Genomic DNA, 13,886 nt, shown 5'->3' with positions numbered 1-13,886 from the left:
GCCCGTTCCGGCCCGCGCGTTGCAAGGCGAGGACATTCCATCAACGAGGTGAAGCATGTCCCGTCTGCCTGCCAACGACCGCCGCTCCGACCCCTACGACGCCGACCGTCCGCTGATGCTGCGCTGCGCCTGCGGCCAGGACCACGCGCCGGGCGACCACGCGACCGCCGCCGCGTCGGTGGAAGACGCCTCGCGCGACTTTGTCGAGGCCAGCCTGGTGAAGGCGCTGTTTCCGCACGAGCCGCTGCGGCGGCGCTTCCTGCAGGCGGTGGGCGCCGGCACGGCCCGCGCCGCCATCGCCTCGCTGCTGCCGGTGGCCTCGCTGCAGGCCATGGCGCAGGAGCAGCGGCCGCCCGAGAAGAAGGACCTCAAGATCGGCTTCATCGCCATCACCTGCGCCACGCCGCTGATCATGGCCGACCCGCTGGGCTTCTACAAAAAGGAAGGGCTCAACGTCCAGCTCAACAAGACGGCGGGCTGGGCCCTCATCCGCGACAAGATGCTCAGCCGCGAGCACGACGCCAGCCACTTCCTGTCGCCCATGCCGCTGGCCATCAGCATGGGGCTGGGCTCCACGCAGGTGCCCACGAAGGTGGCCACCATCCAGAACACCAACGGCCAGGCCATCACGCTGCACGTCAAGCACAAGGACAAGCGCGACCCGAAGCAGTGGAAGGGCATGAAGTTCGCGGTGCCCTTCGAGTACAGCATGCACAACTTCCTGCTGCGCTACTACCTGGCGGAGCATGGCGTGAACCCCGACACCGACGTGCAGATCCGCGTGACGCCGCCGCCCGAGATGGTGGCCAACCTGCGCGCCGGCAACATCGACGGCTTCCTGGGGCCGGACCCGTTCAACCAGCGCGCGGTGTACGACGAGGTGGGCTTCATCCACATCCTGTCGAAGGAGATCTGGGACGGCCATCCCTGCTGCGCCTTCGGCGTGAGCGAGGCCTTCATCCAGCAGAACCCGGCCACCTTCGCGGCGCTGTACCGCGCGGTGATCAATGCCTCCTTCATGGCCAGCCAGCCGAAGGACCGCGAGCTGATCGCCAAGGTGATCGCGCCCACGCAGTACCTCAACCAGCCCGAGACCGTGATCGCGCAGGTGCTCACCGGCAAGTACGCCGACGGGCTGGGCGCGGTGAAGAACGTGCCCGACCGCGCCAACTTCGACCCCGTGCCCTGGCAGAGCATGGCCGTGTGGATGCTCACGCAGATGAAGCGCTGGGGCTACGTGAAGGGCGACATCGACTACCGCCAGATCGCGGAGAAGGTCTTCCTGCTCACCGACGCCAAGAAGCAGATGGCCGCCGCCGGCTGGAAGGCGCCGGAGGGCGCGTATCCGCGCTTCAAGGTGATGGGCAAGGAGTTCGACCCCGCCAGGCCCGAGGAGTACCTCAAGAGCTTCGCCATCGCGAAGATGGCCTAGAGCCGGAGGCACGCATGTCCAGCAACCGGACTTCGCCCTCGCTCGCCGTTCGGGCGGCCATCGTGTCGCTGCTGCTGCTCGTGCTGCTGCTGGGCGGCTGGCACCTGGCCACCGTGCCGGTGGCCACGGCCGGCAGCACCGCCGGGCTCACGCAGGAGCAGATCGACTACCTCAAGCTCATGGGCAAGGACCCGTCGGCCGGCACGCAGAAGACGAGCGGCTTTCCCACGCCGGCGCAATTGGGCCGCACCATCGTCGAGGAGCTGTCCAACCCCTTCTACGACAACGGCCCCAACGACAAGGGCATCGCCATCCAGTTGGGCTGGTCGCTGCTGCGCGTGGGCCTGGGCTTTGCCCTGGCCTGTGTGGTGGCGGTGCCGGCGGGCTTTCTGATCGGCATGTCGCCGCTCATGCGCCGGGCGCTGGACCCGTTCATCCAGGTGCTCAAGCCGATCTCGCCGCTGGCGTGGATGCCGCTCGCGCTCTACACCATCAAGGATTCGTCGGTGTCGGGCGTGTTCGTGATCTTTATCTGCTCGGTCTGGCCGATGCTGATCAACACCGCCTTCGGCGTAGCCTCGGTCAAGCGCGAATGGCTCAACGTGGCCAGCACGCTGGAGGTACGGCCCCTGCGTCGGGCGCTGCGGGTGATCCTGCCGGCGGCGGCGCCCACCATCTTCACCGGCATGCGCATCAGCATGGGCATCGCCTGGCTCGTGATCGTGGCGGCCGAGATGCTGGTGGGCGGCACGGGCATCGGCTACTTCCTGTGGAACGAGTGGAACAACCTGTCGCTGACCCATGTGATCTTCGCCATCCTGCTGATCGGCGTGGTCGGCATGCTGCTGGACCTGGGCTTCGCGGCGCTGCAGAAGAAGGTGACCTATGTGGAGTGAGGCCGCCGACATGTCCATGCCCTCCGCACAGTCCGGCCCGGTGCCGGCGACCGGCGCGATCGCGGCGGCGCCGGGCAACTTCCTGCAGGTGCAGGGCCTGGGCCGCGTCTTCCAGCCCGGCCGCCCGGTGTTTGCCGACGTGGGCTTCGGCGTGGCCCGGGGCGAGTTCGTCTGCATCATCGGCCACTCCGGCTGCGGCAAGACCACCATCCTCAATGTGCTGGCGGGGCTGGACGAGGCCAGCGAGGGCCATGTGTTCATGGACGGCCGCGAGGTGCGCGGGCCCAGCCTGGAGCGCGGCGTGGTGTTCCAGGGTCATGCGCTCATGCCCTGGCTGACCGTGCGCCGCAACATCGCCTTCGCCGTCGAGTCGCGCTGGCCGCAGTGGAGCCGCGCGCAGGTGGCGGCCCATGTCGAGAAGTACGTGGCCCTGGTCGGCCTGTCGGCCGCGCTGGACAAGAAGCCCTCGCAGCTGTCGGGCGGCATGAAGCAGCGCGTGGGCATCGCCCGCGCCTTCGCCATCGAGCCCAAGATGCTGCTGCTGGACGAGCCCTTCGGCGCGCTGGATGCACTCACGCGCGGCACGATCCAGGACGAGCTGCTCGCCATCGTGCAGCGCACGCAGCAGACGGTGTTCATGATCACCCACGACGTGGACGAAGCCATCCTGCTGGCGGACCGCGTCCTGCTGATGCGCAACGGCGTCGAACTGCCGGGCGGCGAATGGCGGCCGGGTGGCATCGCCGAGTCGGTGCAGGTGGCGCTGCCGCGCGAGCGCACCCGGGCCGGCCTGCACCGGTTGCCCGGCTACTACGAGCTGCGCAACCACATCGTCGATTTCCTGGTCAGCCGCGCGCATGCGGCGTGACGCATCCCTCTTTTTTCCAACCCCCGTTTCCCCCACAAGGAGCCATCGCATGAACCGCAACGACGTCACCGAGAAGATCATCGCCACCAAGGTGTCCAAGGGCATCACCTGGGCCTCCGTGGCCGAGCAGGTGGGCCTGTCCAAGGAATGGGTCACGGCCGCCTGCCTGGGCCAGATGACGCTGGACGCCGCCCAGGCCGCCACCATCGGCGAGATCTTCGGCCTCAGCGCCGACGAGCAGAAGTGGCTGCAGGTGGTGCCCTACAAGGGCTCGCTGCCCACGGCCGTGCCCACCGATCCGCTGATCTACCGCTGGTACGAGATCGTCAACGTCTACGGCACCACCATCAAGGAGCTGATCCACGAGGAATTCGGCGACGGGATCATGAGCGCCATCGACTTCAAGATGGACATCGTGCGCGAGCCCGATCCCAAGGGCGACCGCGTGAACGTGGTGCTGTCGGGCAAGTTCCTGCCCTACAAGACGTATTGAGGCGCGCGCACCCGCGCGGTGCGGATGCCAGGCCGGACGCACCAAGGTCTGCCCAAACTCCCCGATGACGCCCCGCCGCCCCATGCGCCGGGGCGTTTTGCTTGGGCATGCTTCCTGCATAAAATGTTCCTGTAATAGATCGTTGATTCATTAGTGAATCAATCAAGCCCTCTTACCTGGGAACAACCCGCATAGCAAAGCCTTTGGCAGCCCTTAATCTCGCGGTCGTATTTCAGAAAAGAATCGTCGTTTCACCTATTAATCAATCATGTCCTTTCCCACGAAACTCCTCCGCTCCCTGATGCTGGGCCTGGGACTGGTCGGTGCCGCCAGCGCCGCACTGGCGCAGGGCAACTGGCCGTCCAAGCCGATCACCATCGTCGTCGCCTATCCGGCGGGCGGCGACACCGACGCACTGGCGCGCGTCTTCGCCGAGAAGCTGGCCCCGCGCCTGGGCCAGCCGGTGCTGGTGGACAACAAGCCCGGCGCCAGTGGCGTGATCGGCAGCGCCTTCGTGGGCAAGGCCCAGCCCGACGGCTACACCTTGCTGATGGCACCCAACACCTTCGCCATGGCGCAGCTGGTGCTCAAGACCACGCCCCAGGCCGGCTATGACGTGCTGAACGGCTTCACGCCCATCATCCAGACCGGCGCGCAGCCGCTGTTCATCGCCGCAGGTCCGGGCACCAAGGCCAAGTCGCTGAAGGAGGCGATGGACGAGTCCAAGAAGAGCGAGCTGGCCTATGCCAGCCCCGGCAGCGGCTCGCCCATGCATGTGCTGGGCGAGATGTTCAACAAGAGCACCGGCGCCAACTTCCGCCACGTCCCGTACCGCGGCGTCGCCCCAGCCCTGACCGACATCGCGGGCGGCCATGTGCCCCTGACGTGGATCACCTACGGCCCCATCGCGCCCTACCTCGCCGACGGCAAGATGCGCCTGTTTGCCGTCGCCCAGGCCCAGCGCAGCCCGCTGGCGCCGGACGTGCCGACGCTGGCCGAACTGGGCTACAAGAACGTCGAGGTCACGGCCTGGAACGGCCTGTACGGTCCCAAGGGCCTGCCGCCCGAGATCGTGAAGACGCTGAACGCGCAATTCAACGACATCATCAAGATGCCCGACGTGGCCGCCAAGATGAAGACGCTGGGCACCATCCCGGTGGGTGGCGCGCCGGACGTGCTGGCCAAGACGACCGCGGCCGACCTGGAGCGTTTCACGCGCGTGGTCAAGGAACTGGGCATCCAGGCCGATTGAGCACGTTGGCGTAGCTCGCGCGTCTGGCGCGTGCACGGCAAACAGGAAGGGCGGTCCGACGCAAGTCGGACCGCCCTTCGTTCATGCGCTGGCGGGGCGCCGCGGTTCAGCGGGCGGGTCAGACGTCGTCGTCTTCGCCTTCGTCTTCCGCGTCGTCATCGACCATTTCTCCGACAGCGACGCGCACGTCGTCCTCCGTCATGCCGTCGTTGGGGCCAACGATGCGGTCGGGCAGGATGTCGGCATCGGGCGTCACCGTGCCCTCGACGTCCGCGCGCTCGCCGGTGCCGGACGCATCCGTGGCGCCGCCGAGCGGCTCCAGCATGGGCCCGCCGGGGCTGTCTTCGGGGCGCGCGAGGAAGGCGTCCTCGCCCACCGTGTCGCTGCCGCTGTCCGAGTTGTCGCTCGGGCCTAGCAGGGTGGTGTCGTCGTCGTGGGGCAGGGTGCTGTCCGCGCTGCCCAGGATGCTGCTTCTGGCCATGGTGTGCTCCTTCTGGGGTCGGCGACGTGCCGACGCATGAAAGAACCTTGCGCGGTGAGCGCCGTGCACCCTGTGGGAGAGGGCCGACGGGCCCTGTCAGGGGGACATGGGCATGTGCGGACGTCGTCTTGGCCTTCCACCGTATGGGGGGCAGGAAGGCCGTGACATCCGCTCAGCCCGGCACGAGCATGAAGGTGGCGTGCAGCCCCGCGATAGCCGAGGGCCCCACCCACAGGTCGAACTCGCCGGTGTCCACCGTGGGCCGCATGTCGGCGCCGGTGAAGAGCAGGTCCTCGCGGGTGAGCAGGAAGTGCACCTGCACGGTCTGCCCGGCCTCGATGCGCACGCGGTGGAAGGCCTTGAGCTCGCGCACGGGCCGCGTGAAGCTGGCGGCGCGGGCGCCGATGTAGAGCTGCACCGTCTCGTCGACGGCCCGGGTGCCGGCATTGGTCACGCTGGCCATCACACGCAGCGGCTGGTCGGGCGCCATGCGGCCGGGGCTGACTTCCAGTGCGCCGTAGCGCACGGCCGAGTAGCCCAGCCCGTGCCCGAAGGCGTAGAGCGGCTCGTTGGTCGCGTCCAGGTAGCGGGTGCGGAAGCGCCCGGGCCCGCCCTGCGCATCGGGCCGGCCGGTGCGCTTGTGCGCGTAGTAGAAGGGCACCTGCCCCGGCGTCTGCGGAAAGCTCACCGGCAGCCGGCCCGAGGGCGACACGTCGCCGAACAGGATGTCGGCGATGGCCGGCCCCGTCTCGGTGCCCAGGAACCAGGTGACCAGCAGCGCCTGCGCGTTGCGCACCGCGCCGCGCAGGGCGAGCGCGCGGCCATTGCGCAGCAGCACGACCACCGGCTTGCCCGTGGCCGCCACAGCCTCGGCCAATTGCTGCTGGGCCTGCGGCACCTCGATGTCGGTGCGCGAGCGCGATTCGCCCGACATCTGGTCGCTCTCGCCCAGCGTCATGACCACCACGTCGGCCTGGCGCGCCGCCGCCACGGCCTGCGCGATGCCACCATCGAGTGGCGATTCCACGTCGCTGCCGCGCACGACGCTCAGCAGCGACGGATCGGCCAGTTGCGCGCGGATCGCGTCCTCGATGCCCACCGGCGGCAGCTGGCCCGGAAAGGGGCGCCACGGCCCGAAGAGTGACTGCGCATCCGCAAAGGGCCCGATCAGCGCGATGCGCCTGCCCGACCTGGGCAGCGGCAGCAGGTCGCCGCTGTTCTTCAGCAGCACGATGGAACGCTGCGCCGCCTCGCGCGCCAGCCGGCGGTGGGCGCTGCCGTCGAAGCGCGGCGGCGCGCCGGGCGCGTCCTCCTGCAGGCCGCGGAAGGGCTGCTCGAACAGGCCCAGCCGCTGCTTGACGCGCAGCACGCGCCGCACGGCCTGGTCGAGCCGGCCCATGGGCACGTCGCCGTTGCGCACCAGCTCGGGCAGGTGGCGCATGTACAGGCCGCTCTGCATGCTCACATCCGTGCCGGCCAGGAAGGCGCGGCGGGCGGCCTCGCGCTCGTCGGCCGCAAAGCCATGGGCGATCAGTTCCTCGTCGGCGGTGTAGTCCGAGACCACGAAGCCCTCGAAGCCCCATTCGCGCCGCAGCACCTGTGTCAGCAGCCAGGGGTTGGCGTTGGAGGGCACGCCGCCGATCTCGTTGAAGGCGGCCATCACCGACAGCGCGCCAGCGTCGATGGCGGCCTTGAAGGGCGGCAGGTAGACGTCGCGCAGCGTGCGCTCCGACAGGTCGACGGCCGCATAGTCCAGCCCGCCCTCGGCCGCGCCATAGCCGGCGAAGTGCTTGGGCGTGGCCAGCATGGCGTCGGCGCGCGACAGGTCCGCGGTCTGGAAGCCGCGCACGCGGGCGGCAGCGAAGCGGCGGGTGAGCAGCACGTCCTCGCCATAGCCCTCGACCCCGCGACCCCAGCGGGCGTCGCGGGCGATGTCGATCATGGGCGCGAAGGTCCAGCGGAAGCCGTCGGCCGTGCCCTCGCGCGCGGCGGCGCGGGCGGTGCGCTCAGACAGGGACGGATCCCAGCTCGCCGCCTCGGCCAGCGGCACCGGGAACACGGTGCGGAAGCCATGGATGATGTCCACGCCGAAGAGCAGCGGAATGCCCAGGCGCGATTCGCGCACGGCCACCTCCTGCGCGCGCCGTTTGCCGGCGATGCCTTCGCCGTTGAACAGGCCCATCACGCGGCCGGCGCGGATGTCGTCGAGCTGCTGGCGCAGACTGACCTGCCCCGTCTGGGGATTGCCGAGGATCTCGTCCGCGGCAGGCGCATACAGGCTGAGCTGGCCGACCTTCTCCTCGATGGTCATGCGCAGGATCAGCGCCTCGATGCGGGCATCGGCGGCCAGCGATTCGGCCAGGGCTTCAGCGGGTTTCTGGATCTCGGCGCAGCCGGCGAGGCCGGTGGCGAGGGGAAGGGCGGCGAGACGGCGCAGGGCTTGGCGGCGATGCATGCGCCAATTGTCAACAAAGGTCAAAAGACCTGGGTGTGCTGGTCGTGCGCCCGCGAATGCGCCCGAAGCCGCCCCTGCTGAGTGGCCTCCGGCGGCGTCAGGCCAGTTGCCCACTGGCCAGGGCCGCCGCCGCGGCGCGGGTCTCCACGCCCAGCTTCTCGAAGATGTGCTCCAGGTGCTTGTTGACCGTGCGCGGGCTCATGCCCAGGATCTCGGCGATGTCGCGGTTGGTCTTGCCCTTGGCCAGCCAGGACAGCACCTCGGTCTCCCGGGGCGTGAGGGCGGCCTCCGCGAGGCGGTCGGTGGGCGCGCCGCGTTCCTGGGCCAGCAGCAGCAGGGTTTCGCCCAGGTTGGCACTGCCGAGGTTGCGCACCGACAGGCGCAGCGTGCCGGCCAACACCTGCACGACCGCGCCGGGCTGCAGGGCCGGTCCCAGCGACGGGGGCAGCAGGCCCGGCGTCGCTTCGGCGCCCAGGCGGGCCAGCCAGTCGGCGGCCTGCGGCGAGCGCCAGGCGATGCGGCCCTGCGTGTCCACCACCACCGTGGCCATGCCGGCGACATCCACCGCCTCGCGGGCCAGCCGGGCGATGCGCGCGTTGCGGGTGTGCGTGTGCAGCCGCGCCACCACCTCCTGCACCCGCACGGGCTTGACCACGTAGTCGACGCCGCCCGCGTCGAAGCCTTCCACCACATGCGGCGTCTCGGACAGGCCGGTCATGAAGATCACGGGAATGTGCGCCAGGGTGGCGTCGGCCTTGACGCGGCGACAGGTCTCGAAGCCGGAGAGGCCGGGCATGAGTGCGTCCAGCAGGATGGCGTCGGGGACGACGAGCTCCAGCTGCTCCAGCGCCATCTGGCCGTCGCCGGCCACCAGCACGGTGTAGCCGGCCGATTCGAGTGCGTCGCACAGCAAGCCCAGGCTGGCGGGCGCATCGTCCACGACCAGCACGACGGGACGTTCGGAGGTGGCGGATGTGGATTCAGGCATCGGTGGCGGAGGCGTCGCCGGCGAGTGCGTCGCGCAGGCGCTGGAGTTCGAAGCGGCCCACCATGGCGCGCAGGTGGCTGCAGGTGCCGGCCAGTGCCGGCTGTTCGCTGCCGAGCCTATCGAGCAACTGCTGGATGCCGCGCACATGGCCCAGGCGCGCCAGGTGCAGCAGCCGTTCGCGGCTCTCGTCCGGCAGCGGGAGCAAGGGGTGGAGCGCCTGGGTGGCGGGCGGCAGGGCGGGCGCGGGGGCCTGCGACAGCCACGCCAGCCCCAGGTGCCGTTCCAGGGCCGCCAACAGGTGCGACTCGATCACGGGCTTGCCCACGAAACCCTGGCAGCCGGCTTCGTGCAGGCGCCCGGCCTGGTTCTCGAACACGTTGGCCGAGACGATGAGGATCGGCACGTCGGTGAAGCCGGCGGCGCGCACGCGGCGGGCGGCCTCCCAGCCATCCATCTCGTCCATGCTGAGGTCCATGAGGATGGCGGCGGGCGGCTGCACGCGCAGGCTCTCCAGGCACTCGGTGCCGCTGGCGGCCTCGCGCACCTCGAAGCCCAGCGGCAGCAGCATGCCGGCCAGCATCTGGCGCTGCACCGGCTGGTCGTCCACCACCAGCAGGGTGCGGCGCGGGCCGAAGTAGCCCGACACCGGGCGCCGTGTCTCCACCTGCGGGCCGGGGTCGGCCACGCGCCTCAGGTAGAGCCGCACGCTGAAGGTGCTGCCGCCGGGGCTGCTGTCGGCCAGGGTGAGCTCGCCGCCCATCAGCGAGGTGAGCAGGCCGGTGATGGTCAGCCCCAGCCCGGTGCCGGGCTCGCCCGTGCGGCGCCCGGCGGCGCCACGCTCGAAGGGCAGGAAGATGCGTTGCCGGTCCTGCGGCGCCACGCCGATGCCGGTGTCGACCACGTCGAAGCGCAGCACCTCGCGCCGCCCGTCCACCTGCAGCGCGACGGTGCCGCGCTCGGTGAAGCGCACCGCGTTGGCCAGCAGGTTGATGAGGATCTGCCTCAGCCGCTTGGCATCGGCCAGCACCCAGCGCGGCAGCTCGCCGCTGGGGGAATAGATGAAGGCCAGGCCCTTGTTCTCGGCCTGCGGGCGCACCATGTCGACGATCTCGCGCAGGAACTCGGGCAGCGCCAGTGGGGCCGGCTCCAGCTGCAGCCGGCCGGCCTCGATGCGGGCCAGGTCCAGCAGGCCGTCTATCAGGCCCAGCATGTGCTCGCCGCTCTTGTGGATGGTCGAGACGGCCTCGCGCGGCGGCGCGGCGCTGCTGCCACCGCCCTTGAGCAGGATCTGCGAGTAGCCCAGGATGCTGTTGAGCGGCGTGCGCAGCTCGTGCGTCATGCCGGCCACGTAGCGGGTCTTGGCCTGGTTGGCGGCCTCCGCGGCCTCCTTGGCGGCCTGCAGCGCGGCATCGGTGCGGCGGTGGGCCTCGATCTCCTGCGTGAGCAGGTGGTTGTGCCGGTTGGACTCCTCCTGCGCCATGTGCCGGCTCTCGCTGCCCAGCACCACCCACCAGGCCGCCACCAGGGCCACCAGCGAGAGCAGGGCGAAGACCTTGAGGAAGGGCAGCCGCAGCAGCGCCGGGCTGCTGCCGGCGATCAGCTCCTGCGCATAGACGACGCCCATGACGGCGGCCAGCAGCGCCACCAGCGAGGCCGCCACCACCAGGTAGTGCGCCACCCGGAAGTTCAACCGCGTGCCCAGGCCCAGCGGCAGCCACCGGCGCAGCCAGCGGCTGATCTGCTCGGCTGCCCGCGAGTCCGTCTTGCAGCGGTCGTGGCAGCGCGACTCCAGCGTGCAGCACAGCGAGCAAATGGGCGCGCCGTAGGCCGGGCACCAGGCCATGTCCTCCGACTCGAAGCGGTTGTCGCAGACCGAGCAGCACACCGTCTCGCCGGGGGCCCAGTGCTGCACGTCGGTGCGCGCGAGGTAGTAGCGCCCGCGCGTGCGCCAGGCGATCAGCGGCGACAGCAGCAGCGCCGCCACCAGCGCGATGAAGGGCGAGAACGCCTCGACCCAGGCCCCCATCAGTCCGGCGTAGGCGGCGATGGCCAGGGTTGCGGCAACCACCGTGGAGATCAGCCCGACCGGATTGAGGTCGTACAGGTGCGCCCGCTTGAACTCGATCACGCGCGGGCTGAAGCCCAGCGGCTTGTTGATGACGAGGTCCGCGACCAGCGCCCCCACCCAGGCGATGGCCACGTTGCTGTAGAGGCCCAGCACGCTCTCCAGCGCCCCGAAGACGCCCAGCGTCATCAGCAGCACGGCGATGAGCACGTTGAAGACCAGCCACACCACGCGGCCCGGATGGCTGTGCGTCAGGCGCGCGAAGAAGTTGGACCAGGCCAGCGAGCCGGCATAGGCGTTGGTGAGGTTGATCTTGAGCTGCGACACGATCACGAACAGCGTGGTCACCGCGAGCACCACCTCGGGGTGCGCAAACACGTAGCCGAAGCCCGCCAGGTACATGCGCGTGGGCTCGACCGCATGCTCCGAGGGAATCTCGTGCTGCAGCACCACGAAGGCCAGGAAGGCGCCGCCCATCATCTTGAGCATGCCGGGCACGATCCAGCCCGGGCCGGCCACCAGCACCGCCGTCCACCAGCGCACGCGGTTCTCGGCCGTCTTCTCGGGCAGGAAGCGCAGGTAGTCCACCTGCTCGCCGATCTGCACCACCAGCGAGAACACCACCGTCGCGCCCGCGCCGAACATCAGCGGCTCGAAGCCGCTGCCGCCGGAGACGCGGCCCACCAGCGTGGTGAAGTCGGCATACAGTTGCGGACTCCTGGCCAGCACGGCCAGGAAGGGCAGGAAGAACAGCACGATCCACACCGGCTGCGTCCACAGCTGCAGGCCCGAGATCATGGTCACGCCCCGCATCACCAGCGGGATGATCACCAGCGAAGAGAGCAGGTAGAGCACCGGCAGCGGCCAGTCCAGGTACATCTGCAGTGCCAGGGCCAGGATGGCGGCCTCCAGCGCGAAGAAGATGAAGGTGAAGCAGGCGTAGATCAGCGAGGTCAGCGTCGAGCCCAGGTAGCCGAAGCCGGCCCCGCGGGTGAGCAGGTCCATGTCCACGCCATAGCGGGCGGCGTAGTACGAGATCGGCAGGCCGGTCGCAAAGATGATGAAGCCGACGACCAGGATCGCCCACATCGCGTTCGAGAAGCCATACGACAACGCGATGGAACCCCCGATGGCCTCCAGCGCCAGGAAGGAGGTGGCGCCGAAGGCGGCATTGCCCACCCGGAACTCCGACCACTTGCGGAAGCTGCGCGGCGTGTAGCGCAGGGCGTAGTCCTCCAGCGTCTCGTTGGAGACCCAGGTGTTGTAGTCGCGGCGGATGCGGAAGATCTTCTGGCCGGTCGAGGTGTCCATGGAGGGGATGGCAGCGGCAGCGCGAAGCCTGCGGCATAGCAAGAAGCGCTCCGCCATGGCGCACGCCCCGGTGCGCCCCATGGCGTGCGGACGCGAGTCTGCCCGGCCTGCCGCAGGCCGGCGCTACGTTGAATGACGTATTCGGCCTGCGCATCCGGCTTCCTAAAGTGGCGGCCAAGGTGTCAGACGGCACCGACAGATGCACCCCGGCGGTGCGTGTCCCGGCTTTCTTCCTCGACCTTCCTGGAGCCTTCGATGTCCCGTTCCGACCATCCTTCCGATCCCTCCGCCTTCACGCAGCGCCGTCGCCTGCTGCAGGGCGCCGCGGCGCTGCCGGCCCTGGGCCTGGGCGGGCTGGCCTTCGGCCAGGCCGCGCCCACCGCCAAGGTCAACACCACCAGGCTCGCGGTGACCGACACCGAGGTCACGGTGGGCCAGCTGCATTCCTCCAGCGGCACCATGGCCATCTCGGAGACCGGCTCCATCCAGGCCGAGCAGCTGGCCATCGACCAGATCAACGCCATGGGCGGCATCCTGGGTCGCAAGATCAAGGTCATCAAGGAGGACGGCGCCTCCGACTGGCCCACCTTCGCCGAGAAGAGCAAGAAGCTGCTGGTCAACGACCGCGTGGCCTGCGTCTTCGGCTGCTGGACCAGCGCCTCGCGCAAGGCCGTGCTGCCGGTGTTCGAGAAGGAGAACGGCCTGCTGTACTACCCCACCTTCTACGAAGGCCTGGAGCAGAGCAAGAACGTGATCTACACCGGCCAGGAGGCCACGCAGCAGATCATCTGGGGCCTGGACTGGGGCGCCAAGGAGAAGAAGGCCAAGACCTTCTTCCTGGTCGGCTCCGACTACATCTGGCCGCGCACCTCGATGAAGATCGCGCGCAAGCACATCGAGTCCGTGGGCAAGCTGGGCAAGGTGGTGGGCGAGGAGTACTACCCCCTGGGCCACACCAACTTCAACTCCCTGATCAACAAGATCAAGGTCGCCAAGCCGGACTGCATCTTCGCGGCCGTCGTGGGCGGCTCCAACGTGGCCTTCTACAAGCAGCTCAAGGCCGCGGGTATCACGGGCGACAAGCAGTTCCTGCTGACGCTGTCGGTCACCGAGGACGAGATGACCGGCGTGGGCGGCGAGAACTTCGCCGGCTTCTACTCGTCGATGAAGTACTTCCAGACGCTGGACAACCCGAACAACAAGAAGTTCGTGGAGGCCTTCAAGGCCAAGTACGGCAAGGACGCCGTGATCGGCGACGTGACGCAGGCGGGCTACCTCGGCCCCTGGCTGTGGAAGGCCGCGGTCGAGAAGGCCGGCAGCTTCGACGTCGACAAGGTGGTGGCCGCCTCGCCGGGCATCGAGCTCAAGACGGCGCCCGAGGGCTACGTGAAGCTGGACCCCAACCACCACCTCTGGAGCAAGTCGCGCATCGCGCAGGGACAGCCGGATGCCACCTTCAAGGTGGTGGCGGAGTCGCCCGAGCTGATCAAGCCCGATCCGTTTCCCAAGGGTTACCAATAACCCCCCCGTTGGGCCCGCCTCGCGGCGAGCCCATCCCCCCCCTCAAGGGGGCACACCCGACGGCCCGGCAAAGCCGGTTCCGTGGGTGTCCCCGAACGGGCCACGCTGCGCTCGCCGCGACAGA

At 69.3% G+C, this 13,886-nt stretch carries 10 protein-coding genes; 6 read left to right on the top strand and 4 right to left on the bottom strand.

Annotated elements, in window-relative coordinates:
• Nucleotides 1-55 precede the first annotated feature (55 nt).
• From L0984_RS02930 to L0984_RS02910, 5 genes are all read left to right on the top strand, one after another.
• Nucleotides 56-1,432, top strand: coding sequence for a CmpA/NrtA family ABC transporter substrate-binding protein (locus L0984_RS02930; protein WP_234192258.1), 1,377 nt, complete (start codon nucleotides 56-58; stop codon nucleotides 1,430-1,432).
• 14 nt (nucleotides 1,433-1,446) lie between these two features.
• Nucleotides 1,447-2,328, top strand: coding sequence for a nitrate ABC transporter permease (gene ntrB / locus L0984_RS02925; protein ID WP_234192257.1), 882 nt, complete (start codon nucleotides 1,447-1,449; stop codon nucleotides 2,326-2,328).
• Between the two features lie 16 nt (nucleotides 2,329-2,344).
• On the top strand, nucleotides 2,345-3,196 hold the full coding sequence (locus L0984_RS02920; protein ID WP_234192767.1) for an ABC transporter ATP-binding protein: 852 nt from the start codon (nucleotides 2,345-2,347) through the stop codon (nucleotides 3,194-3,196).
• A 49-nt stretch (nucleotides 3,197-3,245) separates the two neighbouring features.
• A complete protein-coding gene (gene cynS, locus L0984_RS02915) occupies nucleotides 3,246-3,689 on the top strand; it encodes a cyanase (protein ID WP_234192256.1) in 444 nt (147 codons plus the stop codon).
• A 301-nt stretch (nucleotides 3,690-3,990) separates the two neighbouring features.
• Nucleotides 3,991-4,941 (top strand): Bug family tripartite tricarboxylate transporter substrate binding protein, encoded by a 951-nt coding sequence (locus L0984_RS02910; protein ID WP_234192766.1) that lies wholly within the window; start codon nucleotides 3,991-3,993, stop codon nucleotides 4,939-4,941.
• Between the two features lie 118 nt (nucleotides 4,942-5,059).
• Here L0984_RS02910 and L0984_RS02905 read toward each other — a convergent pair whose 3' ends face one another.
• The 4 genes from L0984_RS02905 to L0984_RS02890 all read right to left on the bottom strand — a co-directional run bounded on the left by L0984_RS02905 (nucleotide 5,060) and on the right by L0984_RS02890 (nucleotide 12,241).
• Nucleotides 5,060-5,422, bottom strand: a complete 363-nt coding sequence (locus L0984_RS02905; protein WP_234192255.1) for a hypothetical protein — start codon at nucleotides 5,420-5,422, stop codon at nucleotides 5,060-5,062.
• Between the two features lie 172 nt (nucleotides 5,423-5,594).
• The gene (locus L0984_RS02900) at nucleotides 5,595-7,877 is read right to left on the bottom strand and encodes a glycoside hydrolase family 3 N-terminal domain-containing protein (RefSeq protein WP_234192254.1); all 2,283 of its coding nucleotides are present in this window, start codon (nucleotides 7,875-7,877) and stop codon (nucleotides 5,595-5,597) included.
• 97 nt (nucleotides 7,878-7,974) lie between these two features.
• Nucleotides 7,975-8,865 carry a response regulator gene (locus tag L0984_RS02895; RefSeq protein WP_234192253.1) on the bottom strand — a complete coding sequence of 297 codons (891 nt, stop codon included), beginning with the start codon at nucleotides 8,863-8,865 and terminating at the stop codon, nucleotides 7,975-7,977.
• On the bottom strand, nucleotides 8,858-12,241 hold the full coding sequence (locus L0984_RS02890) for a hybrid sensor histidine kinase/response regulator (RefSeq protein WP_234192252.1): 3,384 nt from the start codon (nucleotides 12,239-12,241) through the stop codon (nucleotides 8,858-8,860). The genes L0984_RS02895 and L0984_RS02890 overlap by 8 nt, the downstream gene beginning before the upstream one ends.
• A 255-nt stretch (nucleotides 12,242-12,496) precedes the next feature.
• On the opposite strand from L0984_RS02890, the gene urtA reads away from it, so the two are divergent.
• Nucleotides 12,497-13,762 carry an urea ABC transporter substrate-binding protein gene (gene urtA / locus L0984_RS02885; protein WP_234192251.1) on the top strand — a complete coding sequence of 422 codons (1,266 nt, stop codon included), beginning with the start codon at nucleotides 12,497-12,499 and terminating at the stop codon, nucleotides 13,760-13,762.
• Nucleotides 13,763-13,886 lie beyond the last annotated feature (124 nt).

Origin of the sequence: Pseudacidovorax sp. NFM-22, from assembly GCF_021401245.1 — a bacterium.
In the GTDB taxonomy this organism is placed as follows: Bacteria; Pseudomonadota; Gammaproteobacteria; order Burkholderiales; family Burkholderiaceae_C; genus Xenophilus.
The sequence above is the reverse complement of the archived record's forward strand: the minus strand, read 5'-3'. Positions and strand labels throughout refer to the sequence as shown.

Bases quoted from the DNA above. Each gene is read 5' to 3' on its own strand.
- cynS (WP_234192256.1), top strand. From the start codon at position 3,246: ATGAACCGCAACGACGTCACCGAGAAGATCATCGCCACCAAGGTGTCC.
- L0984_RS02910 (WP_234192766.1), top strand. From the start codon at position 3,991: ATGCTGGGCCTGGGACTGGTCGGTGCCGCCAGCGCCGCACTGGCGCAG.
- L0984_RS02905 (WP_234192255.1), bottom strand. From the start codon at position 5,422: ATGGCCAGAAGCAGCATCCTGGGCAGCGCGGACAGCACCCTGCCCCAC.
- ntrB (WP_234192257.1), top strand. From the start codon at position 1,447: ATGTCCAGCAACCGGACTTCGCCCTCGCTCGCCGTTCGGGCGGCCATC.
- L0984_RS02895 (WP_234192253.1), bottom strand. From the start codon at position 8,865: ATGCCTGAATCCACATCCGCCACCTCCGAACGTCCCGTCGTGCTGGTC.
- L0984_RS02930 (WP_234192258.1), top strand. From the start codon at position 56: ATGTCCCGTCTGCCTGCCAACGACCGCCGCTCCGACCCCTACGACGCC.
- L0984_RS02920 (WP_234192767.1), top strand. From the start codon at position 2,345: ATGCCCTCCGCACAGTCCGGCCCGGTGCCGGCGACCGGCGCGATCGCG.
- urtA (WP_234192251.1), top strand. From the start codon at position 12,497: ATGTCCCGTTCCGACCATCCTTCCGATCCCTCCGCCTTCACGCAGCGC.
- L0984_RS02890 (WP_234192252.1), bottom strand. From the start codon at position 12,241: ATGGACACCTCGACCGGCCAGAAGATCTTCCGCATCCGCCGCGACTAC.
- L0984_RS02900 (WP_234192254.1), bottom strand. From the start codon at position 7,877: ATGCATCGCCGCCAAGCCCTGCGCCGTCTCGCCGCCCTTCCCCTCGCC.